Below are 25,146 nucleotides of genomic sequence, written 5' to 3'. Positions count from 1 at the left end.
CGGCCATTTATCGCGCCGAGCCGGCACTCTCAGGAACCAGTTCCGCGCCGCGAAGTTAGCGTTCACGATGGGCCGCGCATGGCGGCGCCGCTGGAGCTGGCGATGACGATCCTGAAATGGGCGCTGATTTTCCTGCTGATCTCGATCGTGGCGGGCGTGCTCGGTTTCACCGGCATCTCGGCCGCCTCCGCCGATATCGCCCGCTTCCTGTTCTACGTCTTCGTCGTGATCTTCCTGGTGCTGCTGGTGCTCGGGCTCACACTCTTCAGGGCGTAGCGACGCCGCATCCGCACACTCCTTCGTCATGCCCGGGCTTGTCCCGGGCATCCACGATCTTCCGTATCCGAAGCACCAGAACGTGGATGGCCGGGACATGGGCGAGCGGAAGCGACGCCGTCTTTCGGCGGCTATGGCCCCGCCATGACGGTGTAGGTGGGCGAGGCGACTACCCCACTTCCTCGATTTTCACCTTGTCGGGATAGAAGGCGAGGTGGCCGGAGATCTCCGTCATCGCGGGGTAGGGCGTCTCGTAGGTCCAGATCGCGTTGTCGAGCGTCTTGCCGTCGGCCTTGATGCTGTAATAGCTGGCGTCGCCCTTGTAGGGGCAATGGGTGGTGCGCTCGGTGCGCTCCAGCAGCGCCATATTGGCATCCTCCCGCGGCACATACTGCACCGCCGGATATTTGGCTTCCTTCAGCGTCAGCGCCTTGGCGCTCTCCGCGATCACGATATCGCCCGCGGTCACGCGGACGCGCCGGGGGTTTTGGGTGATGGTGATGGGGTGGTCGGGCCCTGGAAGCTTCATGATTTCACGCCTTTTCGATCGATCTGCCGTGCGCGGCACTTTGTCGTGCCTTTATCCTGCTGGAAGCGGGAATATAGTCGGTGGGTGCGTGACCTAGAAGACCGTTCACGCTAAGTTTGGCCCCGCCGGCAAGTTTGGCTTTCAGATCCGGACCCCGGCAGCGAATCGACGCCAAACGACACCAGAAGGAGCGAGACCCGAATGCCAATGGACGCCCACGATATCGAGGCGATGATCAAGGCAGCGATCCCCGATGCCGAGGTGACGATCCGTGACCTCGCCGGCGATGGCGACCACTATGCCGCGACCGTGATCTCGGAATCCTTCCGCGGCAAGTCCCGCGTCCAGCAGCACCAGATCGTCTATCAGTCGCTGCAAGGCCAGATGGGCGGCGTGCTGCATGCGCTGGCGCTGCAAACCGGGGTGCCAGGTACTTGATCTACTGCATCTGATCTGATCGCGCGACGGGGGGACGGTCATGGCTGCGGACAATTCGCGCGGTGCGATGTTTCGCGTGATCGTGCCGAACCAGCCCAGCCGCGTCACCAATGCCGAGCTGTTCTTCGACCTCGTCTTCGTCTTCGCCGTCACCCAAGTCTCGCACACCCTGCTGCACCACTTCACGCCGCTCGGCGCGGTCGAGGTCACGCTGCTGTTTCTCGCGGTGTGGTGGGTGTGGGTCTACACCGCCTGGGTCACCAACTGGCTCAACCCCGATCTGACGCCCGTCCGCATCCTGATCTTCCTGATGATGCTGGGTGGCTTGGTGCTGTCGACGACGATTCCGACCGCCTTCGACGGTCGCGGCCTCTGGTTTGCCGTCGCCTACGCGACTATGCAGGTCGGACGTACCGCCTTCTGGCTGTTTGCAACCCCGCGCCATCGCACCGCGGTCAGGCACAACGCGATCCGCATCCTGGTTTGGCTCTCCTGCTCGGCGATCTTCTGGATCCTCGGCGGCCTGGCCCATGGGGAGGAGAGGCTGTGGTTCTGGATCGTCGCGCTGACAATCGAATATGTCTCGCCCGCCGTTCGCTTCTGGGTGCCGAAGCTGGGGTTCTCGTCAGTCGAGGCCTGGGCCGTCGAGGGCGGCCACATGGCCGAACGCTGCGCCGGATTCATCATCATCGCGCTCGGTGAGGCCGTCGTCGTCAACGGTGCGACTTTTGCAGAGCTGGACTGGACATCCGACAACATCCTTGCCTTCGTCTCGGCGTTCGTCGGCAGCATCTCGATGTGGTGGATCTATTTCCACAAGGGCGCGGAGGCCGGCTCCGAGCGGATCTCGAAGACCGCCGAATCCGGCCGGCTGGCGCGGCTCGCCTATACCTATCTGCACATGCCGATCGTCGCCGGCATCATTCTGACCGCCGTCTCGGACGAACTGGTGCTGAAGCATCCGACCGGCCACTCGGATCTGCGAACGATCATCAGCACCGTCGGTGGCCCGCTGGTGTTCCTGGTCGGCACCGTCCTGTTCAAGCACGCGATCCGCGGGTTTCTCCAGCTCTCCCACGGCATCGGCATCATTCTGCTGCTGGTGCTGTGGTGGTTCGCCGCCGATCTGTTGCCGCTCTGGCTGTCGGTCGCGACGAGCGTGATCATGATCGTCGTCGCAGTGTGGGAGTCGGTGTCGCTGGGGTCGAAGCCGGAAGAGGCCGGAGAGCATTGAACCGCCGGCTGCGGGGAGGCGTCTAATCGCAAACCCTCCTCGCCATGGCAGGCCTTTGTGAAACTCCGTCTCGCTCTGTTGCTGGCATGCTGCGCAATATTGACCGCGCCGATTGCAAGCGCCGCAGGCCTGAGCCCGATCGACGAGCTCCGGCAGAATTTTACGGTCGGCGGGGAGCCGGTCCCGCCGAACATTTTCCGCGATATGGGCGACGGTGATCTTGCCGATTCCGGCAGCATCATCGTCACGATCGATGTCAAGGCGGCGACCGGCAGCAATCTCTATGCCGATCCGATCAGGCGCAACAGCACCTGGATCGCGCAGAGCAGGGCGAGCCCGGCTGACAAGGCTCTCACCGAGGAGGAGGCTTATCGCTACATCGGGATGACCGCGAACAAGCTGCTTGTCGTCACCACGAGTTACAGCGGTGGCGGGTCAGGCGTGTTCTATTCGCTGCATGTTCTCACGGCCGAACCGGTGCGCGCCTTCGACAGCGAAGGCAAGCGCTACGAGCGATTGAACGTTACCACAATCCGCAGCGTCGCCCTTGGCGACCGCTGGAATGGCGACGTCCGGATCGACGGCAACGCTATTCTAATCACGACGACCGGCGGTCTGCCGGCCGGTCAGGCGCGCAAGCCCTCAACCATGACCATCAGGGCCGAGCGGCCCTAAAGCATGATCCGGAAAAGTGCGAAGCGGTTTTCCGATAAGATCATGCTCAAACAACAAGCTAAAGCGCGATGACGATTCATCCTAATCTCATCGCGCTTTAGGGGCGCAAGTTTACTCCGCAGCCTCCAGCGCGTGCACCGAGAACATCTTGGCCGAATCCGTCCAGCTCTCGCGCACCCGCCAGCCGGCGCCCTGCGCCAGCGCGGCGAAGCGCTCGAGGCTGTATTTGTAACTGTTCTCGGTGTGAATGCTCTCGCCGGCCCGGAACGAGAAGCTCGTGCCGAGCAGCCGCGCGGTCTGGCTTTTCTTGCTGATCAGATGCATCTCGATGCGGTGCCGCTCGCGATTGTAGATCGCGCGATGGGTGAAGGCGGAGAGGTCGAAATTGCCGCCGAGCTCGCGGTTGATCCGCACGAGGACATTGAGGTTGAAGCGGGCGGTGACGCCGGCGGCATCATTATAGGCGTCGTGCAGCACGCGCTCCTCCTTTTCGAGGTCGGCGCCGATGATCATCTGCGCGCCTCGGCCGAGAATCTCGCGAGCGCTCTTGAGGAAGGCCTGGGCCTGCTCCGGCTCGAAATTGCCGATGGTCGAGCCGGGGAAGAACCCGACCTTGGGCATCGATGCGACCGCCTTGGGGAGCTCGAACGGCGTGGTGAAGTCGGCCGCCACCGGATAGATGCCGAGCGACGGAAAGTCCCGCTTGAGGCCGTTCGCCTGCGCCTTCAGGAAATCGCCGGAGATGTCGACGGGCACATAGGCTGCGAACTTGCACTGATTGAGCAGCAGGCGGACCTTCGTCGTCGCGCCGGCGCCGAACTCGACCAGCGCCGCGTGCTCCGGAATGATTTTTGCGATCTCGCTGCCGCGTTCCTTCAGGATCGCAAGCTCGGTGCGCGTCGGATAATATTCCGGCAGGCGCGTGATCGCCTCGAACAATTCCGATCCGGTGGCGTCGTAGAAATATTTCGGCGACAGCTTTTTCGGCTGCTGCGACAGGTCCTCGATGGCCTCGCGGGCGAAGGCGGTGGTCTGCTCGTCGGGAAGATGGGCTTCGGCCAAAGCGCTGGCGTGCACATTCATGATACTCTCCTGAACGCGCTGTCCGGCGCGCATTTGTCGTCGGATAGAATTTTACGCGTAGTCGGCGAGCCGCAATCCCGTGAACTGCCAGCGGTGGTGCGGATAGAAGAAGTTGCGGTATGTGACACGGCTGTGACCAGCGGGCGTTGCGAGCGAGGAGCCGCGCAGCACCAGCTGGTTGACCATGAACTTGCCGTTGTACTCGCCAAGCGCGCCTTCGATGGCGCGATAGCCGGGGTAGGGCGCGTATGAGCTGCGGGTCCACTGCCAGACGATGCCGAAGGCGTCGTTGAGCTGGCCGGCGCGCGCGGCGACCTCCCACTCCATCTCGGTCGGCAGATGCTTTCCCGCCCAGCGTGCGAAAGCGTCGGCCTCGTAATAGCTGATGTGGCAGACCGGCGCGTCGGGATCGATCGGCTTGATGCCGGCCAGCGTCATCACGTGCCATTGGCCGTCGATCTCGCGCCAATGGCCCGGGGCCTGCCAGTCCTCTTTGCTGGCGGCAGCAAAGCCGTCCATCAGCCACAGCGTTGCGGTCGCGTAGCCGCGATCGCGCATGAAGGCGAGCCATTCGTCATTGGTGACGAGATTGCGTGCGATCTTCACCGGGCCGACGAGGGCGCGGTGCGCGGGCTTCTCGTTGTCGAAATGAAAGCTGTCGTCGACATGGCCGACGGTGTGGATGCCTTCGTTCAGCGTCAGCCAGTCCTCGGCCGTTCGCGTCGCGGCCGGGAAGCGCCAGTCCGGATTGTAGGCCGGATAGACCGGGTTCTGCGCAAACGCGTGCAGGATGTCGGTGAACATCAATTCCTGATGCTGCTGCTCGTGATTAAGCCCGACCTCGACCAGCGGCGCGATGGCTCGGAGCCTGTCCTCACCGGCCTCGCGAAAGAACTTCACGACCGCCGCATCGACATAGCGACGATAGGCGCCGACCTCGTCGGCACTCGGCCGCGTGATGTCACCGCGGTGATTCCTGGCATGACGGGGGCCGGCGCTGACGTAGTAGGAATTGAACAGGAACGCGAAATCGGGGTGGAATAGCCGGTAGCCCGGGGCGTGCTCGCCGAGCAAAAACTGCTCCCAGAACCAGGTGGTGTGGGCGCGGTGCCATTTCGCCGGGCTCGCATCCGGCATCGACTGGATCTGCTGGTCCTCGGGCGAGAGGGGAGCGGCTCGGCGCTCGGTCTCGTTGCGGACGGCGAGAAAGGCGTCTTCCAGCCGCTGGGCGAGGTTGCCTGAGGCGGAGGACGGTGACGAAAGCGGGGCGGCGGCCGTAGCTGAGGCTTGTTTCGTCACGTTTTTCTCCAGACAGAACAAGAGAACGTTGTTTGCGTTGCCCGGTTCCAAAACCAAGGTTCGTCCTAGATAGGGGCTCCGTTACGGTATGAAAGTCCTCCCCGGCGATGATATTCGTGCCATCATGCAATAGAGGCAGGGCTGCCCAGGCCGGCGGCTCAGGGCCGGTCGCCGCCATTTTACTTTGGATGCACAACGGTTTGGGCTACATATATAGCCAAGTATCGGGTTAGATCGGCTGAGCCGGCCCGGAGTGATTGTTGAGGGCTCCGCCCCAGAAGGAAACGGATATGAGCATCGCGGAATTCATCGCCAACGAAGTGAAGTCGAACGACGTGGTTCTGTTCATGAAGGGTACGCCGCAATTTCCGCAGTGCGGTTTCTCCGGCCAGGTCGTCCAGATCCTCGACCACATCGGCGTCGGCTATAAGGGCCTCAACGTCCTCGAATCCGCAGAACTGCGCAACGGCATCAAAGACTATTCGAACTGGCCGACCATCCCGCAGCTCTATGTGAAGGGCGAGTTCGTCGGCGGTTGCGACATCATTCGCGAGATGTTCCAGGCTGGCGAATTGCAGCAGCTCTTGTCCGAGAAGGGCGTCGCTGTCGCGGCCTGACGCTTGACCACGCTGACGCGCCGGATCGGCGGCGCCGAGCTCGAGGTCATTGTCGCTGATATCACCACGCTGAGCGTTGACGCCATCGTCAACGCTGCCAACTCGTCGCTCCTTGGCGGGGGCGGCGTGGATGGTGCAATCCATCGGGCGTCCGGGCCCGAGCTCGTCGCCGAATGCCGCATGCTCCACGGCTGCAAGACGGGCGACGCCAAGATCACCAAAGGCTACCGGCTCAAGGCCGCCCATGTGATCCACACAGTCGGACCAGTCTGGAACGGCGGCACGCTGGGCGAAGACGATCTGCTCGCCTCCTGCTATCGCAGTTCGATGGAGTTATGCCGGAAGCATGAGCTGACTTCGGTGGCATTCCCCGCAATTTCGACCGGCATTTTCCGCTTTCCTGCCGACCGGGCCGCGAAGATCGCGATCCGCACAACGATCGAGACCCTGCCGACTGCGCCCTCGGTCGCCCAAATCATATTTTGCTGCTTCTCGGAGACGAGCGCCGCTCTTCACACGGACGTTTTGGCGCGGCACGGCAGCCCTTGTGCCGACTGACGCGGTCAGTACACTCCGCCGGCCCATGTTCCGGGGAGGGGATATGAATTTGCATTTTGGACTTCGCTCGCTTGTCTGCGGCGCACTGGTATCGCTCGGCGCGATATCGCTGGTGCGGGCGGAGGGCACCTACGAAATTCCAGCCGGCGCGCATTTCAACCAGGACAAGCTCGCCAAGGTCAGTGAGTTCTTCAAGAACGAGGTCGCGACCGGCAAGATCCCCGGCGCGATGGTGTTGATCCAACAGCACGGCAAGCCGGTCTATAAGGAATCGTTCGGCGTACAGGATGTGGTGAGCAAGGCGCCGCTTACGGACAAGACCATCTTCCGTCTGTTTTCGATGACCAAGGCGATCACCGCCGTGGTCTCGATGCAGCTCCTGGAAGAAGGCAAGATCAAACTCGACGATCCCGTCTCAAAGTACATTCCGTCCTTTGCCAATATGAAGGTCGGCGTCGAGAAGAAAGCCGATGACGGCACCAAGTCGCTCGAACTCGTGCCACTGAGCCGGCCGATGACGGTGCACGATTTGATGACGCACACCTCCGGCGTCACCTACGGCTTCTATGGCGACAGCCTGGTCCGCAAGGCCTATCGCGACGCCAACATCTACGCCGGCGATTTCGATCTCGCCGAATTCGCCGAGCGGATCGCAAAACTGCCGCTGCACAATCAGCCGGGCGGGCTCTGGCAATACGGCCATTCCACCGACATCCTGGCGCGAGTGATGGAGGTCGCGACCGGCAAGTCCCTGCTGACGATCGAGCGCGAGACGCTTCTTGATCCCTTGGGAATGAACGACACCCGCTTCCTGGTCACCGATCCCGAAAAGCAGAAGCTGATGGCGCAGCCGTTGCCAACCGACAGCGACTTCCGGGTCGGCCGCGAGAACGATCCGACCAAGGTCAAGAAATGGGAGTCCGCCAGCGGCGGCATGGTCTCGACCATGGGCGACTATACGCGCTTCGTACAGATGCTGCTCAATGGCGGATCGTTCGATGGCAAGACCTATCTGAAGCCCGAGACCTTCAAGTTGATGACCAAGGATCACATCGGGCCTGGGTCCGGCGTCGATCGCGATTATTTCTACTTCCCCGGTGACGGTTTCGGCTTTGGGCTCGGACTTGCGGTCCGCACCGATCCCGGCAATGCCAAGCCGCCGCCGCCCGGCGATCTCGGTGAACTGAAATGGGACGGCGCGTCCGGCTGCTATTTCGTGATCGATCCCAAGCAGGACATGTTCTTCGTCCTGCTCGAGCAGACCCCGACCGAGCGCCAGCGCGTGCAGCGGACATTGAAGCAACTGGTCTATGAATCCATGGAGAATTGACATGCGCGGGCGCCGCGCGCTGATCGCGGCGCTCGTGCTTCTGTTCGGCGTAGTCGGTGCGCAAGCAGGCTCCGAGGGACGGGGCGCGCATACGCTCTCGCCCGAAGGGCTGGCAAAAGTCTCCGACTACATCAGGAACGAGATCGCGACCGGCAAGTTTCCGGGTGCGATTATGCTGCTCCAGCAGCACGGCAAGCTGGTCTATTACGAGAATTTCGGCGTCCGCGACGTCGCGACCGAGATTTCGATGAGCGCGGACACGATCTTCCGGCTCTATTCGATGTCGAAGCCGATCACGTCAGTCATGGCGATGATGCTGGTCGAGGAGGGCAAGCTCTCGCTCGACGATCCCGTCTCGAAATATATTCCGGCCTTTGCCGACATGAAGGTAGGCGTCGAGAAGAAGGCCGAGGACGGCAAGATCGCGCTGGCGCTGGAGCCGCTCAACCGTCCGGTCACGATCAAGGATCTGATGCGGCACACCTCCGGGCTGCCTTACGGCTATTATGGCGGCGGCAAGGTGCGTGAGCTCTACGCCGACGCCAACCTCTTCCACAGTAATCTCACCAACGCCGAATTCGCTGCGAAGATCGCCACGCTGCCGTTCGTCGAGCAGCCCGGCACGATGTGGGACTATGGCTACTCCACCGACATACTGGGCCGCGTCGTCGAGGTGATTTCCGGAAAAACGCTGCTCCAGTTCGAGAAGGAGCGGCTGCTCGATCCGCTCGGCATGACCGAGACCGCGTTCTACGTCGCCGATCCCACGAAATTCCCGCGCATTGCCGAGCCGATGCCGGATGACCGCAACATCAGTCCGACGACGCAGGTTCGCGACCCCAGGCTGCCGCTGAAATGGGAATCGGGCGGTGGCGGTCTCGTCGGCACGATCGGCGACTACGCCCGTTTCGCACAGATGCTGCTGAATGGCGGCAGCTATGAAGGCCGGCGCTACCTCAAGCCCGAGACGATCGCGCTGATGGCGTCGGATCATGTCGGTCCCGAGACAAAGATCGCGCGCGACCAGAACTATTATCCAGGCGGCAGCTCGGGCTTCGGCCTCGGCTTCGCCGTGCGCACCTCGGTGCCGGAGGGTACCTCCTGGCCGCTCGGCGAATATCGTTGGGACGGCGTCGGCGGCACCTTCTTCTTCATTGATCCCGAGGACGATCTGTTCGGGGTCTTCATGGTGCAGACCCCGTCGCAGCGCGGTCGGATTCAACTGGCGCTGAAGACGCTGATCTATCAGGCGATGGGGCGCTGATCTCAAGCCATTTGCGACGTGCGTAGCCCGGATGGAGCGAAGCGCAATCCGGGACCGCTGCCGATGTGTCCCCGGATTTCGCTGCGCTCCATCCGGGCTACGGGACCTACGCCCCGCGCACGATCTCGCGCACGTAGCCAATGGCTTCCTCGATCATCGCCGCATTGACGTCGAGATGGGTGCAGGCGCGGATGCGGCCGTCCATCATCGCAAGCGTCACACCGCGCTGGCGCAGTGCGGCGACCATCTTGTCGCCCGCGATGCCGGCGCCATCGGGCTTGAAGAACACGAGATTGGTCTCGGGCTCCTGCACCTCGACGCCTGATATCTGTGACAGCCCGCGAGCGAGCGCGCGCGCATTGGCGTGGTCGTCGGCGAGTCGGTCAACATGATGGTCGAGCGCGTAGACGCAGGCAGCCGCACAGACGCCGGCCTGCCGCATCGAGCCGCCGAGGCGCTGCTTCCACTGCCAGACCGCGTCGATGAAGGCGCGTGAGCCGGCGAGCACGCCGCCGATCGGCGCACCCAGGCCCTTCGAGAAGTCGATCCAGGCCGAATCCCAGCCCGCAGTCATGTCGCGCGGGGAGATTCCGCTCGCCACCGTGGCGTTCAAGAGGCGGGCGCCGTCCATGTGGGTGATGAGGCCATGTTGCTTGGCGATCGCGACGATCTCGTCGAGTGCGGCCTTCTTCCAGATGGTGCCGCCGCCGATATTGGCGGTCTGCTCGACGCTGACGACCGTCTGCGGCGGCTGGTAGCGCGTGCGCGGATGCAGCGCCTTGCGGAAGGTCTCCGGCGTGAACTGGCCGTCGGGGCCCTTCAGCTGCGTGACCTGGAAGCCGCCGATCGCCGCATGTGCGCCGCCTTCGCGGGCGATGATGTGCGCGCTCTCATGCGCCAAAATCTCGTCGCCGGGGCGGCAATGTACCAGGGTCGCGGTGACGTTGCACATCGTGCCTGACGGCATGTAGACCGCAGCTTCCTTGCCGAGCAGCTCGGCGACGCGCTCGCAGAGCGCGTTCACGGTCGGATCGTCACCGACCTGCTCGTCGCCGACTTCGGCCCGCGCCATCGCCTCGCGCATTGCAGGCGTCGGCTTGGTCTGCGTGTCCGAGAGCAGATTGATGCGCACCGGCGGCGCCTTGGGATCGATCGGGGGAGGGGTGTAGAGCATGCCTAATCTCGCGTTATCTAGTCGAACAATTGCGGTCTGATGTCTTGCGCGCCATGAATAATGGCACGGATTTCGACGTGGTCGAGTTGCACGGTGTAGAAGATCAGATGGGATTGGAAGCGAAAACGTCGATAGCCGACCGCTAGTTCATCTACTTGCTGGCCGACAAGGGGGAAGTCGGCGAGAAGTCCGAAGGAGCGGATCAGACCGGCATAATAAGCCTCAGCCTGATACTTGCCGAAGCGGCTCTCGGTGAAGTCGTAAATGTCGATCAGATCGGCCCGGGTACGCTCCGATAACCGATACTCAGCCATGGCGGCGTTGGGCGACGCGTTGCCGGGCGGCGGCGAGGATGTCGTCGGGCGTGTCCGAGGTGAAGTTGTTGCAGTCGGGCTGGGCGAACAGCTCCTGATATCGGCGAACCTGCTCGTCGCGGGGCAGCTTGGCCCATGCCTCAAGCTCGGCCTCTGTTGGCGTTGCTGAGGGAGCGATGTTAGCGAGTTGGTCGGTCGTCTGGGACATCGACAGTACGTTACCACAACAAAAAGGCCCCGGAAACCGGGGCCTTTGAGCGATAGATTTACCGAATGATCAGCGCGAATAGAATTCGACGACCAGATGGGGCTCCATCTGCACCGGGAACGGCACGTCGGAGAGGGCGGGGATGCGCACGTATTTTGCGGTCATCTTGGCGTGGTCGACTTCGAGATAGTCGGGCGTGTCGCGCTCGGGGAGCTGGCTGGCTTCGAGGACGTGGGCAAGTTGCTTGGAAGCTTCCTTGACCTCGATCACGTCGCCGACCTTGAGCAGGTAGCTCGAGATGTTGACCTTGCGGCCGTTCACCTTGATGTGGCCGTGGTTGATGAACTGGCGGGCGGCGAAGATCGTGGAGACGAACTTGGCGCGGTACACGACCGCGTCGAGACGACGCTCGAGCAGGCCGATCAGGTTCTCGCCGGTGTCGCCCTTGAGGCGGCTCGCCTCGACATAGATGCTGTGGAACTGACGCTCGCTGATGTTGGCGTAGTAGCCCTTCAGCTTCTGCTTGGCGCGGAGCTGCACGCCGAAGTCGGAGAGCTTGCCCTTGCGGCGCTGGCCGTGCTGGCCGGGGCCGTATTCGCGGCGATTGACGGGGCTCTTCGGGCGGCCCCAGATATTCTGGCCCATACGGCGGTCGAGTTTGTACTTGGCTTCACTGCGCTTAGTCATCGCGTCCTCTTTGATTTCATGGTTTGAGGAAACGCGCCCTCCTGTGTGACAGACCTAGGTCCGGCACCGACAGGTCCGATCCCCAAAGCATAGGAGGCAGGACCACGGGTCGCGAAACGCTTCGCGGGCCGAAATCGGCCCGCGAGCAGGGGGCTTTTAGGAGAGTTTGGGCTGTCCTGTCAATGCGACTGGCCCCGAAATCAGGTCCCGACCGCCCGAATCGGCTTCGGCCCGGCCGCGCGCAATTCGGCAGCGATTTCAGTGTTCAGCACCTGTTCCAGCCGGGTCAGGACCCGGGCGATCGGGGCAGCGTCGGTCACCCTGTGATCCCAGCGGATCACGACATGGATGGTCTGGTCAGGTTCCACCACCCCGTAGCTGACGATAAAGGGGCCGGGAGTGATGGGGTGCAGCTCGCCGCCGCCATAGGCGGCCACGGAGCTCACCGCAAAGCTGCCAAACCAGTTGCCCCGCTGCCGGCCGAAATTCAGCCCCACCGCCCAGGATAGCCATCGCAGCGGCTGGGGCAGGCGGGTCGCCCGCATGATCTTGCGGAACATCGGGACATCAGCGATCGGTGCCGTCTTGGCGTGCCGGATCTCGGCATCGACTTCGGCCAGCGACATGGCCTCCGGGGCTGCGATTCGCTGCGGCAGCACGCATTCCTCGCCGTCCTCGACCCGGGCGATCGCGACCAGTGCTACGCTCTTGGGGAGCTCGTAGAGCGTTGGCCATGGCCATTTGGCGTAGACGGTGCGCAGGACCGGCTCATCCCTGGCAACCAGCGCGAAGGCTTTGACGAACATCGCGGCCCAGCCGGCTGGTGCGGCTGCCCCGGCACGGGCCTCGAGCAGCGGGCGGATATTGAGCGGGCGGGACAGCGACACGAAGGGCACACCCATCGAGGCGCGCATGAGGTCGATAATCAGGCGACGCGGTTGCGAAATGTTCTTTGGTTGACCGCGCATCGTTCTCCGGTTCCCGAGGACTGAAATTAGAGCGGCGAGGGGGGCTCCCGCTCGCCGCCTGCTCTAGCACGAACCAACCCGCCTGCGCCCGGTCGGTTCGCCGTATCAAGGCGCCGGCGAGGCCAGCTTGGTGCTGTAGAAAACATAAATTGATATTATTTTCAATGACTTATCTCCGTAAATCTCCGGCTTCGCCTCGATCACTAACACCGCTTAGCGCTTGATCCCCTCGAACGCCGCCATGATGCCGCGCTGGAACAGCGACCAGTCGAAGCCGAGCGCGATCGCGCGGTAGCCGCGGTCGACCAGGGCGTTGGCTTGATCTGCAGTGCGCGCCACGCCGCCGATCGGCACGCCGCTCTTGAGGATGCCGGCTTCAGCCCGCGCGATCAGCTCCAGCAATTCCGGATCGTCCATCTGGCCGCGCTTGTTGATGGAGGTGGCGAGATCGCCGGGACCGATCACCGCGACGTCGATGCCGGGCGTCGCCATGATCTCGTCGATGCGGTTGACGGCGTCGACATGCTCGATGGTGATCATGCAGATCATCTCGTCATCGGCCGCGGCCATGTAGTCGGGCATCGACTGGCCCCAGCGGAACGGCGCGTGGAACGGCCCCCAGAGCCGATCGCCGCGCGGCGGGTAACGTACGCTGCGCACCGCCTTCTCGGCGTCGGCGCGATTGGTGATCATCGGAAAGTTGATACCGAAGGCGCCGATGTCCATCGGCGCCTTGGCAAGCCATGGCTCGTTCGCCGCGATCCGCACCAGCGGCGTGCAGGGCGTGCCGGTCGTGGCGGCGATCATCGCATGCGCTTCGGTGAGCCCGATCGGCCCGTGTTCGAGATCGACGATGATCCAGTCGAGCGAGCGCGCCATGATCTGCACGGTCTGCACGCTCGGGATCGTCGCGATCGCACCGAAGGCGGGGCGGCCCTCGCGCCACAATTGGCGGAGACGGTTCAGCGGCGTAGTCGGGACCGACATGGGATGACCTGCGCGGAGATGACGACGGCGCAACCTAGCAGTGCGCCGTTGAGCCGCAAAGTCAGGCCAGCGCGCGGCCGCCGAAGAACGGCGTCAGTGCTGCCGCGAGAGTGTGCGCGCGGTTCGAGGTGAAGATCATCTCGGCGCCTGATTGCACGATGCCGCCCGTGTGCGGGCCGAGCAGGTCCGAAACGCGGCGGGCGATCGCGGGCGCCGGATCGATCCAGTCGACTGGCCAGGGTGCGAGCTTTTCCAGTCGATCGAGCAGCAGCGGGTAATGCGTGCAGGCGAGCACCACCGTGTCGGTGCGTGCGCCCGCGTCGTTGGCATCGCCGACGAAGCAGGGGGTGAGCTCGGCGAGGATGTCGCCGTCGGCGATTGCGTGGCCGCTGAGTGCGGCTTCGGCCAGCGAAGCGAGCTCGGGCGAGCCGACCAGCGTGACCTCGCAGCCTTGCGCAAAATCACGGATCAGCGCCTTGGTGTATTCGCGCTTCACCGTGCCCTTGGTGCCGAGCACCGAGACGCGGCGGGTCCTCGACTGCGCGCAGGCCGGCTTGATTGCCGGCACCGTGCCAACGAAGGGCACGGAATAGGCGGCGCGCAAATGCGACATCACCAGGGTGGAGGCGGTGTTGCAGGCGATGACGATGAGATCGGGATCGTGCGTGCCGATCAGCTCGCCCATCAGCGGCACCACGCGGGCGATGATCTCGTCCTCGCTATGGTGGCCATACGGGAAGAAGGCGTCGTCAGCGACGTACACGTAATGCGCGTCCGGGCGCGCGGCCACGACCTCACGCAGCACGGTGAGCCCGCCAAGGCCGGAATCGAACACCAGGATCGTCGGGGAATAAGTCACGTCCTCACCCTATCTCTGCATGGTTACCATTGGGTTTTTTGGGCCGTTTTGCGGCGGCCGGCCCGGGAGGCCGATTTGGAACGATTCCATTTCACGACTGCCGCGTGTTCCCGCTATCAGCAGCCATGCTGCGCTGCGGTTTTGGGACATCCGCAAATTTTCGGGGAGCCGACATGATCAGAAACACGAAGGCCGGCTGGGGCAGCGTCGCCCGGGGGCTGCACTGGGTTTTGGCGCTGGCGATCATCGGCATGATCGGCTTCGGCTGGTGGATGAATCACATCCCGGCGCGTCCCGACAAGTTCTTCTATCGCTCGATCCATGCCGATATCGGTTACATGATCCTGCTGCTCACCGTGCTGCGTCTGGTCTGGCGCGCCATCAACCCGACGCCGGCACTGCCGGCCGAGACCTCGCGTTGGCAGAAGATCGCCGCCCATGTCAGCCATGGCGCGCTCTATCTCGTCGTCATCCTGGTCGCGACGCTGGGTTGGGCGCATTCCGGTGCGCGCTCGCCCAATTACTCGGATTTCTTCGGCCTGTTTCACGTGCCGCAATTCACCTCTCCGGACAAGGCGGCGGCGGACGCCTATGAGGACCGCCACATCTTCTTTGCCTATGTGCTGCTGGCGCTGATCGGGGTTCACGTGATTGCCGCCCTCTGGCACCACTTCATCCGCCGCGACCGCGTCGTGGCGCGCATGGTGACGGACGAGGCGGGGTAGGGGGCTGCGCGCGCAATGACGGAGTGCGCGGAACTTCCCCGAGCTTCCCGCATTAGAACGGTTCACTCACGTGTGGCCGTCATTCCGACGCCCGGCGCGAGAGCGGTGCCGGAGTAGGGCGCCACCTCGCCGAACGCACAATCCGAGGCTGGTGGCGGGCGCGGGTAGCTTGCGAGACGAGATTTCCGTGTTGTTGAGTGGGGCCCAAGTGGGACTGCGCGAAGAACTGCCTCAATCCCTTGCCGGCGTGTTCATCACGGCTGAGCTCGGCCGCCGGACAACCACGCCGCGCAATCACCTGCGCGAGAAGCTCGCGATCCAAGATATCGCCGACCGCATGTCGGACCAGCCGACGCAGATACTGCCGCAGCTTGTGAAGCTCGCCATGGAAATCTCCGGCGCAGAATCCGCCGGCATCAGCATCCTCGAACAGGACAAGGAGCTGTTCCGCTGGTTCGGCCTTGCGGGCGTTCTCGCCGCCTTCGAAGGCGCGACCACGCCGCGTAACGACAGCCCCTGCGGCGTCTGTCTTGATTTCGACGGGCCGATCCTGATGGACCGCCCGGAACGTGTCTATGCGTGGATCGCGGACGCGAACATCACCGTGCCGGAGGTGCTGCTCGTGCCTCTGCGGGTCAAGGGCAGTGGTGCCATAGGCACGCTATGGCTGGTTGCGAAGGAGCCGGGGTACTTCGATCTCGGCCACGTCCAGGCCACGACGGAATTGGCCGCGTTTGCGGGCGTGGCCTTGCGCATGATCCAGACCGAGGAACGGCTGAATCAGTCGCTCCACGCGCAGGAAGTGCTGACGCGAGAAATGAGCCATCGCGTCAAGAACCTGTTCGCGCTCACGGCCAGCATGATCCGCATGAGCAATCGGACCTCGAGCTCGCAGGCGGAGCTGGCCGACAAGCTGACCGGCCGCGTGCTCGCGCTCGCCGATGCGAACGCGCTGGTGCGACGGCAGTTCGGTGCGGGCGCACCTGACGGCGTGGGGCTCGAAGAGCTGATTGTGCGGATTTTGCGTCCGCACGAGCATATGCGCTCCATCGTTCGCGGGCCGGCATTGCCGGTCGGCGAGCGCGCAACCAACAATATCGCGCTCGTGTTCCATGAACTGGCGACCAATGCCGCTAAATATGGTGCATTGAGCTCTGAGGGCGGAACGGTGAGGGTGACCTGGACCATCGCGGATCAGGACGTGCATCTCGTTTGGCAAGAGAGCGGTGGCCCGTTGGCCTCGCCGCCTGCCTCGCAAGGGTATGGGGCGCGTCTGGTCTCCGCGACGGTCTCCGGCCTCAGCGGCAAGCTTGATTATGATTGGGCGCCCCAAGGCCTCAAGGCTGAGATGCGCTTTCCTCTCGCATCGTTGCAGGCTTGAGCGTGGGTTCTGTTCAGCAGTTGAAAAAGCCGGTGGTGCTGGTCGTCGAGGACGATCCGCTCCAGATGATGATTGCCGGCGACCTGGTCGAGGATGCAGGACTGGCGCCGGTCTTCGCGCAGAACGCCGATGAGGCGATCGTCATGCTGGAAGGCCGCGACGATATCCGGATCGTGCTGACCGATGTCGACATGCCCGGCTCGATGGATGGCCTGCGTCTGGCCGCAATCGTGCGGAATCGCTGGCCCCCGATCCAGCTGGTCGTCGTCTCCGGGCACATGCTGCTCGAGCACGCCGAACTTCCGGAACGGAGCCGGTTCTTCAACAAGCCCTATGCGCCGGACAAGATGATCGGGGCGCTGCGCAGCCTGGTCGCCTGACGACGGGCCGCGCGGACCTCCTGCGCTTCTTTCCTCATCGACCAATCTTCAAGCGGATGCTTCGCCGCGCTATGCTGGGACGGGCGGAGTTCTGCCCGCAGGAGGTCTCATGTTCACCGTGCACCATCTCGGCAAATCGCAATCCGAACGCATCGTCTGGCTCTGCGAGGAGCTCGAGATCCCCTATGAGCTGAAGCACTATACGCGCGATCCCGTGACCATGCTGGCGCCGCCGGACTACAAGGCGCTGCACCCGATCGGGGCTGCGCCCGTCATCACCGACGGCGACCTCGTGCTCGCGGAATCCGGGGCCATCGTTGACTACATCCTGGCCAAATACGGCAACGGTCGCCTCGTGCTCCGCGCCGACGATCCCGATTTCGTGCAATTCCTGTACTGGTTTCACTTCGCCAACGGCACGCTGCAAGCCGGCATGGGCCGGTTGATGATTCTGAACCGACTCAAGCTCGCCGAGGACAATCCGATGCTGCTTGCGACCAGGGTGCGCATCGACCGCATCTTCGATCTGGTCGATGCGCGCGTGCGCGATGCCGAATATCTGGCGGGCAGCACCTTCACCACCGCCGACATCATGATGGGCTTCTCGCTCACCACGATGCGCTACTTCCAGCCCTATGATCTCGCGCGCTGCCCGAACGTGGTCAAATATCTCGGCCGGATCGGCGCGCGGCCAGCCTATCGGCGTGCGATGGAGAAGGGCGATCCGGGCATGGCGCTGCTCTTGAGCTGAGCGGCAGAACCAGGTCCGCGGAGCCGGATCACGCAGTCCTGTTCGTGGTCGCTGACCGCGCCGCGGTTACCTGCTTCTGCAAGCGATCGATGTTTTGCAGGAGGCGCTGGCTGGTCAGCACCAGGAAATAATAGCCGAACTGCGGATCCTGAAAGTAGATCTCGAGCAACCGGTCATAGGTGATCGTCAGCACCTGTCCGTCCTCGATGCATTCGATCGTTCCGGTGCGCCGATTGTCCGGCGTCAGGAAGCCGAGCTCTCCCATCAGCGCGCCGGGCCCGATCTCGACGTTGATCTCCTTGACCAGGAACTTGCCGGTGACCGTCAGGAGCATTTCGTTGGCTGAATCGCCCAGCTTGAAGAGCGTATCGCCGTGGCGATATTTGCGCTCGGTCATGAACGGCTTGAGCCATTCGATCGACATGTCGCCTTCTGCCGCATGTCGCGCCTTCTTGACCAGCTTGAGCATCTGCCGCAGGCGTACGGCGTTGATCGGAAGCAGCAGCAGGTACAGGACGAACGTCGAGACATTGGCGGAGAGCGCACCGAAAATGGCGAAGAAGGCGCAGCCGATCATGTTGGCGACGCGCAGCGGCACCATCGTCCGCATCAAGAGGGTGGCGACGAAGAAGCCGGCCCCGACCGTGGCGAACATATTGGCTAGCGTAATGTTGTGGACAAAGATCTCCAGCAACCGATTGAAGATCGCGTCGTAGGTGACGTTGTTTGGATCGAGACCCATCTGGACCAGGATCTTCGCGATCCTGAGGTTATCCGTTGCCGCGTCGAGAATGCGGTCGAGGATCGACGAAATGTCTGCGCTGCCGGACGGCATGGTATGGTCCCTGCGTAAGGCTTTCAGTCCTGGTCGGTATTCTTGGTAGGTATAGCCGAAATCGAATGACGACCGCTTGAATGAAACCTCCGGCCGTCTTGTCGCAAGAGGCAAATTTTAGCCTGATCGGTGGTTTCGGCAATTGCCCGTTGGTTGCGCATATGGCCTAGGCGCGCCCGTGATTCGGGGGCGCCGGGCGCGGCTCGGGCGTCTTCGCGGGCGTCTTGGACGGACCTGGGCGCGGCGGAGCGCGGAGCGATCTCCGCCTCAGGGCTTGGCGGTGGGCTGGATGACCTGCTGCTCGACGAGGGTGAGGTGCCCGGGCAGCGCGCCGGCGCGGAGCAGCATGGCGACGCTGTTGGCCTCCTCGAGGGTGAAATTACCGGAGATCTGGACCGAGCCGCCGGTGATGGGCTCGCGGATCACGGGGGCGGAGATCACCTTGTCGTCGAGCACGATGGCGAAGGATCTGCCGACGTTCTCTTCCGTGACATGGGCGAGGCGCCGCGTGCCACGTCCGTTGAAGCGGAACGAGGCGACCGGGTCCTTGGTGCCGGCCGCAAAGCCGGGCGCCGCATAGTTGATGTCCGCGCCGTCGAGTACACTGTCCTTGGCGACCAGATAGGGCCGCTTGTCCTTGAAGCCGAGCAGGACTTCCGAGCCTTCGGGCGGCGTGCCGGATTGCGCCTGCTCCGGTGACATCGAGGCATCGACCAGGCGGAAGCTGACCTTGACCTTCCGGGCGAAGATCGCGGTGATGCGTTCCGGATCGGTCACGCCAGGCAGGAAGATGCGGATGCGGTCGGCCCCGTCAGGGACGATGCTGACAAGCTTGACGCCGGAATCCTTGAGGCGCTGCTCGATCATGGCGATGGAATCTTCGACGAGTTCATTCAGCCGTGTGGCGGATGCGGCATCGGTCGGTGCGAGCCTGGCCGCTCCGTCGCTTCCGTCAGTCACGGCGATCGCATGCGAGGGCAGTCCGTCCGCGGCTGAGGCGAGCTTGCGCGCGAGCTGATCGCGGCCTTTGGCGTCCGCGATCTTTACATCGACGCCGCCGTCGCGGATCGCAAGATTGGAGAAGGCGATATGGCCGTCGTGCAAGTTCTTGTAGACGTCGTCGCGCAGATCCGTGGCGACGCTCTCGCGCAGGTCAGAGCTGTCCACCTTGTAGATGATGCGTGACCCGCCCAGCTTTTCCATCTTGTCGCCGACGAAGGCCACGATCTTGGCGCGCATCTTGTCGAACTGGTCATCGGCGAGCGCGGCGCGCGGCAGGGCGATCGCGATGGCGATGGAAAGCATGACAGCGAGCCGTCCGGTTCGATTCCTCAGCGCCCTGGTCATGGTGTCCTCGCGTGTGGTGACGCGGCGCCGTTCCGCGAACCCGTTGCCAGTCCTTGGTCCGCGTATGATGCAGAGAGGTTCATCGTGCCCGGAAGATGTTTTGCGAAGAATAATCATATCAATATCTTATATCCGTAACCGGGATATGTATTTGATACACGTGATAGTTTGATGTCTCGCGGAGCGAGGCGAGCCAATGATCCCTGCGAACAAGCGTGTCAGGAAATATCGAAGCCAGGGCGGTGCCGCGGACCTCGTGCGCGTCGAGGTTCTGATTCCGCCGGCCGCGCGCGACGAGGTATTGGCGCTTGCCTCGCGGATGCGCGCAGAGCACCGGCAGACCAAGGATCTGCAATCGCTGCTCGACAACGCCCTTCGTCTCTACGGACCACGCATTCTCGACAATGTCGATCTCGATCGGCTTCCCGATCTGCGGTCGCGTGCCGCCGTGGCCGCTCGCGCCATGATCGATCGCGGCGACGCGAGAGCTTTTGCGATGGGCAGGAAGATGCTGGATCGCGTTACACGCGTCAGCGACGAGGAATGGGGAGCCCGTCTTCATCAGGCGGATACTGCCATCAACAAGGTGCTTGCCGCGGCAGGTCGCTCGAAAGCGCGCGATATCGCCGATCTCGTCGCAATCGGCCGCGACTATTGTCCGCTCGGACCACTCGTGCTTGCCGCAGCCGGCAAGCCGCCCAATTTTTCCCCGCGTCGAACCATCGACGAAATCCGCCGGCATGCATTGTCGATTCCGGCGGACGAGTTTGCCGCCGTGAGGGGTCTGCCGCCCGAATGGTCAGCTGCCTTCATTCGCGACGAGCTGCTCCGCCTGATCGAAGCGGCAGACCGGTACGTGATGTCCGCGCCGCCGGAGCTGACCGGGATGCTTGCCGTCGGCAAGGCCGGCGTCCCGATTGAGGTTTCAGATTCGAACCGTGCGGATGCAATACTGCGAAAGCCGACTGTTGAGCCGGAAGTGATGTCCGCACCGGCCGCCTTCAACGCGATAGGGTGGACGCCAGATCGCCCATAAGCCGGTCGTGCCGATAGCGCCTTGCCGCCAGCGGCCGGTTGCATCCGGCAATAGACGAACGCCAAATCATCCATCATTGTGGTCCCGCTCGACCGGCTAATCGGTCGAGGCCTCGCCGAGCCAAAATGTCAAAAGACAGCGGGCGGGGAAATACATCTGAGGGAGGACGGAATTCCATGGCGGGCATCCACGCGCTCGATCGCTTCATCGGCAACGACTATCCGGACCTGGCGACGGACGCGGAGGTGCGGGCCTTCGAGCAGGTCCCTTACGCCGATCGCGTCGCGGCCGAGAGCACGTATGACGCCATCAAGCTCGGTGCTGCCCGCAACCCCGACGGGGCGGCGATCCAGTTTCTGCAAAATGCCGATCCGGCCGATACGCCACTCGTGGTCACCTATCGCGACTTCATCGCGCGCGTGACGCAGGCTGCCAACATGTTTCACGCGCTCGGCGCGGAAAAGGGCGACGTCATCTCGTTTATGTTGCCGCTGGTGCCCGATGCCTTCGTGACGCTGTTCGGCGCGGAAGCCGCCGGCATCGCCAATCCCGTCAATCCGCTGCTGGAGCCGCACCAGATCGTGGAGATTCTGCAAGCCGCGAACACGACGATTCTGGTGGCGCTCGGACCGATGCCGGGCACCGACATCTGGCAGAAGGTCGAGCAGATCAGGCCGCAGCTGAAGCATCTCAAGGCGATCGTGCAAGTGTTTGGCGGCGGCGATCCGGCGAACGGCATCTATGCCTTCAACGATCTGATCAAGCAGCAGCCATCCGATCGGCTGATCAGCGGGCGCAAGATTCTGGGCAGCGACATCGCGGCCTATTTCCACACCGGCGGCACCACCGGCACGCCAAAGCTGGTGCGGCACACCCACGCCAATCAGGTCTACCAGGCCTGGGCGCTCAATTTGCTGCTGAGGTCGAAGCCGGGCGCCAACATGCTGTTCGGCATGCCGTTGTTTCACGTCGGGGGATCGCTGACGCAGGTGCTGCTGACGCTGTCGGCCGGCGGCTCGCTGGTCGTGCTGTCGCCGAGCGGCTGGCGCAATCCGAATTCGGTGAAGAACATCTGGGGACTGGTCGAGCGTTTCAAGCCCGAAGCCTTGTCGAGCGTGCCGACGGTGCTCGCCGCAACGCTGGCGGTGCCGCCCGGCAATGCCGACATCTCCAGCCTGAAATATGCAGCGGGTGGTGGCTCGGCGATCCCGGTCGCCGTTGGCTCGGCGATCCAGGACAAGCTCAAGCTGCCGGTGGTCGAGGTCTACGGCATGACCGAGACCTCGAGCGTGCACACGCTGGCCTATCCGTCGCGGCCGATCCGGCTTGGCTCGGTCGGCCTGCCGATGCCTTACGCACGCGTGCGCATCGTGCAGCTCGATGCCGACGGCCGCCTGATCCGTGACTGCGCGGCGGACGAGATTGGCGTCGTCATCATGGCCGGGCCGGGTGTATTCGGTGGCTATCTCAACGATGCGCACAATCAGGGCGCTTTCGTCGATGAGGTCTGGGTCAATTCCGGCGATCTCGGCCGGCTCGATGCCGACGGTTATCTCTGGATCACCGGCCGCGCCAAGGATCTCGTGATCCGCGGCGGCCACAATATCGATCCGGCGCCGATCGAAGAGATCATGTTCCGTCATCCCGCCGTCGGCTTTGCCGCGGTGGTCGGCCAGCCCGACGCCTATGCGGGTGAGCTGCCGGTTGGGTACGTGCAGTTGAAGCCGGGCGCAAAAGTCGAGCCGGGCGAGCTTGAGACGTGGGTGCGCGAGCGCACGCCGGAGCGTGCCGCTGTTCCGGTGCAGGTCATCCCGATCGATCCGATGCCGGTCACCGGCGTCGGCAAGGTGTTCAAGCCGCAGCTGCGCTGGGACGCGGCGCAGCGGGTGTTCACCAAGGTGCTGACCCCGCTCACCGCGCGCGGCATCGACTGCAAGGTCAAGGTCGGCGCCCATGGTAGCCACGGCTCGATCGCGACCGTGACGCTTGCGGGGCTCTCGGCCGGCCAGCGCGAATTGGTTGCCGGCGAGGTGCATACGCTGCTGGCACCGTTCGTGATGCGGCACGAGGTAGTGCAGGTCTAGGGACTCGAATGGGAACAGGCGTTGGTCTCAGCTCGACGGCGTGACGCTTAGCCGCACGGTCAATATGGGCCCATAAGAGGCTTTATGTGACAGGCGTCACATGGGAAGAATTGGTATTCGCTGAAGCTCCGAATAGTCTCGTGGAATTGCATCCGGGGGGACTGCAAGTGATTCCTGTTCGGCTATTTGGATTGTTGATATTGGCGTTGGGCCTCGCCTGCGGACCGGCGCATGCCGAGCGGCGGGTCGCGCTCGTGATCGGCAATTCCGCCTACAAAAGCGCCCCCAAGCTCGGCAATCCCGTGAACGATGCCACTCTGGTCGGGGGCATGTTCAAGAAGGCTGGCTTCGATTCCGTGGACGTCAGGCTGGATCTCAACGCCACTGAGATGCGGCGCATGTTGCGCGAGTTTGCCGGCAGGACGCGCGATGCGGATATGGCGGTGATCTATTACGCCGGCCACGGCATCGAGCTCGACGGAAACAACTATCTCATTCCAACCGATGCGACGCTGGAAACCGATGGCGATGTTCTCGACGAGACCATTCCGGTCGAACGTGCACTGTTCGCAGTCGAACCGGCCAAGCAGCTGCGCCTGATCATACTGGACGCCTGCCGCGACAACCCGTTCGCGAAAACGATGAAGCGTACGCTGGCTTCGCGCGCAATCGGACGCGGGTTGGCCAAGGTCGAGCCGACCAGCCCCAACACCATGATTGCCTTCGCGGCAAAGGCGGGTTCGACCGCATCCGACGGCGATTCCAAAAACAGCCCGTTCGCCATCGCACTGGTCGAGCACCTGCCGAAGCCGGGACTTGATTTACGCAAGGCCTTCGGTTTCGTGCGCGACGACGTGCTCAAGAGCACAGGTTACAAGCAGGAGCCCTATGTCTACGGCTCGCTAGGCGGCGATGATGTTCCGCTGGTTGCGGCCAAGCCAGCCGCGACGGGTCCGCAGGCCAACCCACAGGATGCCATTCGCAGGGATTATGAGCTCGCGCTCCAACTCGCGACGCGCGATGCCTGGGAAGCGTTTCTCGCGCAATATCCCGAGGGCTTCTACGCCAATCTGGCCAAGGGCCAGCTGAACAAGATCGCCGCCGAGGAGACGCGCGCGTCGGCTGAACAAAAAGCGAAGGCGGCCGAGCAGGAGAGGACAAGGCTGGTTGCCGAACGTGCCCAGAAGGCCGAGCAGGACAAGGCGGCCGCGGCGGCCAAGGTCGCCGAAGAGGCACGGACCGCGGCGGAGAAGCAAAAGCAGATCGAGCAGGCGAGGACTGAGGCGGCCGAGCAGCAGCGCAAGGTGGCCGAGGCCGCAGCAGCAAAAGTGCTGGCCGAGAAGCAGGCGGCGGAAAAAGCCAAAGCCGAGCTTGCCGCCAGGCAGGCCGCGGAGAAGGCGTCCGCCGAGCAAACCGCGAAGCAGACAGCCGACCGGCAGTTGCCCGAGGCCGAGAGCCAGAAAGTGGCTGCCCTCTCGCCCGCGCCGGCATCCGCCTTATCGGCGATTGACCTTGCCAAATCCGTGCAGAGCGAATTGCGCCGCGTCGGCTGTCTTTCGGCCGCTGCGGACGGCGACTGGAGCGCCACATCGCAGCGCTCGCTGACGCTGTTCAATAAATATGCCGGCACCCAGTTCGACGTGAAGCTCGCGAGCGTCGACGCGCTCGATGCATTGAAAGCAAAGCCGGGACGCGTCTGCCCGCTGGTGTGCAACTTCGGCTTCAAGGCCGACGGCGATCAATGCGTAAAGATCGCCTGCCGCGCCGGTTATCGCGTCGGCGATGACAACGAGTGCGAGAAGATTCCGGAAAAGAAGCCGGTTGCGACGCGCGAGGATTCGAGGAGGCGCGATACAGAGCGAAAGGCGACCGAATCTTCGCCGTCCAAGCCCGAGGCAAGCGGACAGATATTTTGCAGTTCGGCAGGCTGTCGCCCGGTACAGAAAGGATGTCGGCTCGTGAACGGGATTATCGCCGGAAGGGTCCCTTCGAATGCCGCCGCCGGTGGCTCCTACGAAGTGTGCAACTAGTCTTGATGCGGCACGAGGTGGTCCAGACGTAGACGAGGGCGGACGCCGCAAGGCTTGCATGCCTTGCCGCAAGCGAG

General features: G+C 63.4%; 27 protein-coding genes. 15 read left to right on the top strand and 12 right to left on the bottom strand.

Going from position 1 to position 25,146, the window contains the following annotated elements; translation table 11 throughout:
• The first annotated feature begins 102 nt into the window (after positions 1-102).
• The gene (locus UP06_RS36640; protein WP_045008833.1) at positions 103-276 is read left to right on the top strand and encodes a DUF1328 domain-containing protein; all 174 of its coding nucleotides are present in this window, start codon (positions 103-105) and stop codon (positions 274-276) included.
• 169 nt (positions 277-445) lie between these two features.
• Here the strand turns inward: UP06_RS36640 and UP06_RS36635 are convergent, their stop codons facing one another.
• Positions 446-805: a DUF427 domain-containing protein gene (locus tag UP06_RS36635; protein WP_045008507.1), complete on the bottom strand. Its 360-nt coding sequence runs from the start codon at positions 803-805 to the stop codon at positions 446-448.
• A 201-nt stretch (positions 806-1,006) separates the two neighbouring features.
• Here UP06_RS36635 and UP06_RS36630 point away from each other — a divergent pair, with 201 nt between their 5' ends.
• The 3 genes from UP06_RS36630 to UP06_RS36620 are packed head-to-tail and all read left to right on the top strand — an operon-like array spanning position 1,007 to position 3,152.
• Positions 1,007-1,243, top strand: coding sequence for a BolA/IbaG family iron-sulfur metabolism protein (locus tag UP06_RS36630; protein ID WP_008139419.1), 237 nt, complete (start codon positions 1,007-1,009; stop codon positions 1,241-1,243).
• Positions 1,244-1,283: 40 nt separating this feature from the next.
• Positions 1,284-2,477, top strand: a complete 1,194-nt coding sequence (locus UP06_RS36625; protein WP_045008506.1) for a low temperature requirement protein A — start codon at positions 1,284-1,286, stop codon at positions 2,475-2,477.
• Between the two features lie 57 nt (positions 2,478-2,534).
• Positions 2,535-3,152 carry a hypothetical protein gene (locus UP06_RS36620; RefSeq protein ID WP_156163449.1) on the top strand — a complete coding sequence of 206 codons (618 nt, stop codon included), beginning with the start codon at positions 2,535-2,537 and terminating at the stop codon, positions 3,150-3,152.
• Between the two features lie 111 nt (positions 3,153-3,263).
• Here UP06_RS36620 and egtD read toward each other — a convergent pair whose 3' ends face one another.
• Positions 3,264-4,235 carry an L-histidine N(alpha)-methyltransferase gene (gene egtD, locus UP06_RS36615; protein WP_045008832.1) on the bottom strand — a complete coding sequence of 324 codons (972 nt, stop codon included), beginning with the start codon at positions 4,233-4,235 and terminating at the stop codon, positions 3,264-3,266.
• 51 nt (positions 4,236-4,286) lie between these two features.
• Positions 4,287-5,585 carry an ergothioneine biosynthesis protein EgtB gene (gene egtB / locus UP06_RS36610; protein ID WP_045008504.1) on the bottom strand — a complete coding sequence of 433 codons (1,299 nt, stop codon included), beginning with the start codon at positions 5,583-5,585 and terminating at the stop codon, positions 4,287-4,289.
• Between the two features lie 239 nt (positions 5,586-5,824).
• Here egtB and grxD point away from each other — a divergent pair, with 239 nt between their 5' ends.
• From grxD to UP06_RS36590, 4 genes are read left to right on the top strand one after another with little or no spacing between them, the layout of a single operon-like run.
• Positions 5,825-6,151, top strand: coding sequence for a Grx4 family monothiol glutaredoxin (grxD, locus tag UP06_RS36605; protein WP_045008503.1), 327 nt, complete (start codon positions 5,825-5,827; stop codon positions 6,149-6,151).
• A gap of 3 nt (positions 6,152-6,154) precedes the next feature.
• Positions 6,155-6,709, top strand: a complete 555-nt coding sequence (locus UP06_RS36600; RefSeq protein ID WP_045008502.1) for an O-acetyl-ADP-ribose deacetylase — start codon at positions 6,155-6,157, stop codon at positions 6,707-6,709.
• Between the two features lie 43 nt (positions 6,710-6,752).
• Entirely contained in the window at positions 6,753-8,039 is a 1,287-nt protein-coding gene (locus tag UP06_RS36595) for a serine hydrolase domain-containing protein (protein WP_045008501.1), read from the top strand.
• A gap of 1 nt (position 8,040) precedes the next feature.
• Positions 8,041-9,303 carry a serine hydrolase domain-containing protein gene (locus UP06_RS36590; protein ID WP_045008500.1) on the top strand — a complete coding sequence of 421 codons (1,263 nt, stop codon included), beginning with the start codon at positions 8,041-8,043 and terminating at the stop codon, positions 9,301-9,303.
• Positions 9,304-9,409: 106 nt separating this feature from the next.
• Here the strand turns inward: UP06_RS36590 and UP06_RS36585 are convergent, their stop codons facing one another.
• The 7 genes from UP06_RS36585 to murI all read right to left on the bottom strand — a co-directional run bounded on the left by UP06_RS36585 (position 9,410) and on the right by murI (position 14,500).
• Positions 9,410-10,477: a threonine aldolase family protein gene (locus tag UP06_RS36585; RefSeq protein WP_045008499.1), complete on the bottom strand. Its 1,068-nt coding sequence runs from the start codon at positions 10,475-10,477 to the stop codon at positions 9,410-9,412.
• A gap of 17 nt (positions 10,478-10,494) precedes the next feature.
• Positions 10,495-10,791, bottom strand: coding sequence for a type II toxin-antitoxin system RelE/ParE family toxin (locus UP06_RS36580; protein WP_045008498.1), 297 nt, complete (start codon positions 10,789-10,791; stop codon positions 10,495-10,497).
• Positions 10,784-10,999: a hypothetical protein gene (locus UP06_RS36575; protein ID WP_045008497.1), complete on the bottom strand. Its 216-nt coding sequence runs from the start codon at positions 10,997-10,999 to the stop codon at positions 10,784-10,786. Before UP06_RS36575 ends, UP06_RS36580 begins: the two co-directional genes overlap by 8 nt.
• 69 nt (positions 11,000-11,068) lie before the next feature.
• Entirely contained in the window at positions 11,069-11,686 is a 618-nt protein-coding gene (rpsD, locus tag UP06_RS36570) for a 30S ribosomal protein S4 (protein WP_045008496.1), read from the bottom strand.
• A gap of 200 nt (positions 11,687-11,886) precedes the next feature.
• Positions 11,887-12,654 (bottom strand): acyltransferase, encoded by a 768-nt coding sequence (locus tag UP06_RS36565; RefSeq protein WP_045008495.1) that lies wholly within the window; start codon positions 12,652-12,654, stop codon positions 11,887-11,889.
• A gap of 213 nt (positions 12,655-12,867) precedes the next feature.
• A complete protein-coding gene (locus UP06_RS36560; RefSeq protein WP_045008494.1) occupies positions 12,868-13,641 on the bottom strand; it encodes an HpcH/HpaI aldolase family protein in 774 nt (257 codons plus the stop codon).
• Positions 13,642-13,702: 61 nt separating this feature from the next.
• The gene (gene murI, locus UP06_RS36555; protein WP_045008493.1) at positions 13,703-14,500 is read right to left on the bottom strand and encodes a glutamate racemase; all 798 of its coding nucleotides are present in this window, start codon (positions 14,498-14,500) and stop codon (positions 13,703-13,705) included.
• Between the two features lie 173 nt (positions 14,501-14,673).
• Between murI and UP06_RS36550 the strand changes: the two genes are divergently transcribed.
• The 4 genes from UP06_RS36550 to UP06_RS36535 all read left to right on the top strand — a co-directional run bounded on the left by UP06_RS36550 (position 14,674) and on the right by UP06_RS36535 (position 17,737).
• Positions 14,674-15,225, top strand: a complete 552-nt coding sequence (locus UP06_RS36550) for a cytochrome b (protein ID WP_045008492.1) — start codon at positions 14,674-14,676, stop codon at positions 15,223-15,225.
• A 187-nt stretch (positions 15,226-15,412) separates the two neighbouring features.
• Entirely contained in the window at positions 15,413-16,606 is a 1,194-nt protein-coding gene (locus UP06_RS36545; protein ID WP_050032577.1) for a sensor histidine kinase, read from the top strand.
• A 2-nt stretch (positions 16,607-16,608) separates the two neighbouring features.
• Positions 16,609-16,986 (top strand): response regulator, encoded by a 378-nt coding sequence (locus UP06_RS36540; protein WP_283806052.1) that lies wholly within the window; start codon positions 16,609-16,611, stop codon positions 16,984-16,986.
• Positions 16,987-17,095: 109 nt separating this feature from the next.
• Positions 17,096-17,737 carry a glutathione S-transferase family protein gene (locus UP06_RS36535; RefSeq protein WP_045008491.1) on the top strand — a complete coding sequence of 214 codons (642 nt, stop codon included), beginning with the start codon at positions 17,096-17,098 and terminating at the stop codon, positions 17,735-17,737.
• Between the two features lie 28 nt (positions 17,738-17,765).
• Here the strand turns inward: UP06_RS36535 and UP06_RS36530 are convergent, their stop codons facing one another.
• Together UP06_RS36530 and UP06_RS36525 are read right to left on the bottom strand one after the other, a co-directional pair.
• Complete coding sequence (locus UP06_RS36530; protein ID WP_045008490.1) at positions 17,766-18,572, bottom strand: Crp/Fnr family transcriptional regulator; 807 nt, start codon at positions 18,570-18,572, stop codon at positions 17,766-17,768.
• Positions 18,573-18,839: 267 nt separating this feature from the next.
• Positions 18,840-19,919 carry a SecDF P1 head subdomain-containing protein gene (locus UP06_RS36525; RefSeq protein WP_045008489.1) on the bottom strand — a complete coding sequence of 360 codons (1,080 nt, stop codon included), beginning with the start codon at positions 19,917-19,919 and terminating at the stop codon, positions 18,840-18,842.
• A 196-nt stretch (positions 19,920-20,115) separates the two neighbouring features.
• Here UP06_RS36525 and UP06_RS41810 point away from each other — a divergent pair, with 196 nt between their 5' ends.
• The 3 genes from UP06_RS41810 to UP06_RS36505 all read left to right on the top strand — a co-directional run bounded on the left by UP06_RS41810 (position 20,116) and on the right by UP06_RS36505 (position 25,069).
• A complete protein-coding gene (locus tag UP06_RS41810) occupies positions 20,116-20,955 on the top strand; it encodes a hypothetical protein (protein WP_063775650.1) in 840 nt (279 codons plus the stop codon).
• Positions 20,956-21,131: 176 nt separating this feature from the next.
• Positions 21,132-23,039: an acyl-CoA synthetase gene (locus UP06_RS36510; RefSeq protein ID WP_045008488.1), complete on the top strand. Its 1,908-nt coding sequence runs from the start codon at positions 21,132-21,134 to the stop codon at positions 23,037-23,039.
• Between the two features lie 194 nt (positions 23,040-23,233).
• Positions 23,234-25,069, top strand: coding sequence for a caspase family protein (locus tag UP06_RS36505; protein WP_502691638.1), 1,836 nt, complete (start codon positions 23,234-23,236; stop codon positions 25,067-25,069).
• Positions 25,070-25,146: the final 77 nt, after the last annotated feature.

It is taken from the genome of Bradyrhizobium sp. LTSP857 (assembly GCF_000938285.1).
In the GTDB taxonomy this organism is placed as follows: Bacteria; Pseudomonadota; Alphaproteobacteria; order Rhizobiales; family Xanthobacteraceae; genus Bradyrhizobium.
This window is presented reverse-complemented; position numbering and strand designations above follow the sequence as displayed.

What these genes read in the sequence shown, in the direction of transcription:
- UP06_RS36640 (WP_045008833.1), top strand. Translation starts at nt 103, where the DNA reads ATGACGATCCTGAAATGGGCGCTGATTTTCCTGCTGATCTCGATCGTG.
- UP06_RS36635 (WP_045008507.1), bottom strand. Translation starts at nt 805, where the DNA reads ATGAAGCTTCCAGGGCCCGACCACCCCATCACCATCACCCAAAACCCC.
- UP06_RS36630 (WP_008139419.1), top strand. Translation starts at nt 1,007, where the DNA reads ATGCCAATGGACGCCCACGATATCGAGGCGATGATCAAGGCAGCGATC.
- UP06_RS36625 (WP_045008506.1), top strand. Translation starts at nt 1,284, where the DNA reads ATGGCTGCGGACAATTCGCGCGGTGCGATGTTTCGCGTGATCGTGCCG.
- egtD (WP_045008832.1), bottom strand. Translation starts at nt 4,235, where the DNA reads ATGAATGTGCACGCCAGCGCTTTGGCCGAAGCCCATCTTCCCGACGAG.
- grxD (WP_045008503.1), top strand. Translation starts at nt 5,825, where the DNA reads ATGAGCATCGCGGAATTCATCGCCAACGAAGTGAAGTCGAACGACGTG.
- UP06_RS36595 (WP_045008501.1), top strand. Translation starts at nt 6,753, where the DNA reads ATGAATTTGCATTTTGGACTTCGCTCGCTTGTCTGCGGCGCACTGGTA.
- UP06_RS36590 (WP_045008500.1), top strand. Translation starts at nt 8,041, where the DNA reads ATGCGCGGGCGCCGCGCGCTGATCGCGGCGCTCGTGCTTCTGTTCGGC.
- UP06_RS36585 (WP_045008499.1), bottom strand. Translation starts at nt 10,477, where the DNA reads ATGCTCTACACCCCTCCCCCGATCGATCCCAAGGCGCCGCCGGTGCGC.
- UP06_RS36580 (WP_045008498.1), bottom strand. Translation starts at nt 10,791, where the DNA reads ATGGCTGAGTATCGGTTATCGGAGCGTACCCGGGCCGATCTGATCGAC.
- UP06_RS36575 (WP_045008497.1), bottom strand. Translation starts at nt 10,999, where the DNA reads ATGTCCCAGACGACCGACCAACTCGCTAACATCGCTCCCTCAGCAACG.
- rpsD (WP_045008496.1), bottom strand. Translation starts at nt 11,686, where the DNA reads ATGACTAAGCGCAGTGAAGCCAAGTACAAACTCGACCGCCGTATGGGC.
- UP06_RS36565 (WP_045008495.1), bottom strand. Translation starts at nt 12,654, where the DNA reads ATGCGCGGTCAACCAAAGAACATTTCGCAACCGCGTCGCCTGATTATC.
- UP06_RS36560 (WP_045008494.1), bottom strand. Translation starts at nt 13,641, where the DNA reads ATGTCGGTCCCGACTACGCCGCTGAACCGTCTCCGCCAATTGTGGCGC.
- UP06_RS36550 (WP_045008492.1), top strand. Translation starts at nt 14,674, where the DNA reads ATGATCAGAAACACGAAGGCCGGCTGGGGCAGCGTCGCCCGGGGGCTG.
- UP06_RS36535 (WP_045008491.1), top strand. Translation starts at nt 17,096, where the DNA reads ATGTTCACCGTGCACCATCTCGGCAAATCGCAATCCGAACGCATCGTC.
- UP06_RS36530 (WP_045008490.1), bottom strand. Translation starts at nt 18,572, where the DNA reads ATGCCGTCCGGCAGCGCAGACATTTCGTCGATCCTCGACCGCATTCTC.
- UP06_RS36525 (WP_045008489.1), bottom strand. Translation starts at nt 19,919, where the DNA reads ATGACCAGGGCGCTGAGGAATCGAACCGGACGGCTCGCTGTCATGCTT.
- UP06_RS41810 (WP_063775650.1), top strand. Translation starts at nt 20,116, where the DNA reads ATGATCCCTGCGAACAAGCGTGTCAGGAAATATCGAAGCCAGGGCGGT.
- UP06_RS36510 (WP_045008488.1), top strand. Translation starts at nt 21,132, where the DNA reads ATGGCGGGCATCCACGCGCTCGATCGCTTCATCGGCAACGACTATCCG.